This is a genomic window from Sutterella seckii (assembly GCF_009183815.1).
GTDB classification, from domain to species: domain Bacteria; phylum Pseudomonadota; class Gammaproteobacteria; order Burkholderiales; family Burkholderiaceae_F; genus Sutterella; species Sutterella seckii.
The window spans coordinates 1-362 of record NZ_WEHX01000264.1 but is presented as its reverse complement, the minus strand read 5'-3'; the positions used below and the strand labels follow the sequence as shown (position 1 = coordinate 362).

Sequence of the window (362 nt, the reverse complement as noted above, 5' to 3'; positions counted from 1 at the left end):
CCCAACCTTTGAACTGCGCCAGCTTATAGAAGTTGAACCAGCCGATGATGTACTTCCTCAGGTCGGTTGTATAGTCCTTCAGACTTTTCCCCGTTGTGCGCTGAGTCCGCTCCTCAACTGCCTTCTTAAATTTGGCCCTTGTCTTCCGGTGTAGCCTCGGCAGGATGCGATGCTTTGCTCTGTCGTAATAGAAACCGTACCCAAGGAATTTCAACTCGCTGTTCGCGATGTGGCAAACCTTGGTTTTGTCTCGGTTAACCTTCAACAGGAGCTTCTTCTCGATAAATTCTGTGATTGATGCGCACACTCGTTCTGCGGCCCTCTTTGTTTTGCAGAAGATCACCATGTCGTCTGCGTATCGG

Annotated in this window: 1 protein-coding gene; it reads right to left on the bottom strand. The window is 49.7% G+C overall.

Translation table 11 applies throughout. The features are described 5' to 3' along the window. Nucleotides 1-346: group II intron maturase-specific domain-containing protein (locus tag GBM95_RS12120; protein ID WP_319643772.1), on the bottom strand; the 346-nt coding region annotated here is incomplete at its 3' end. Nucleotides 347-362: the final 16 nt, after the last annotated feature.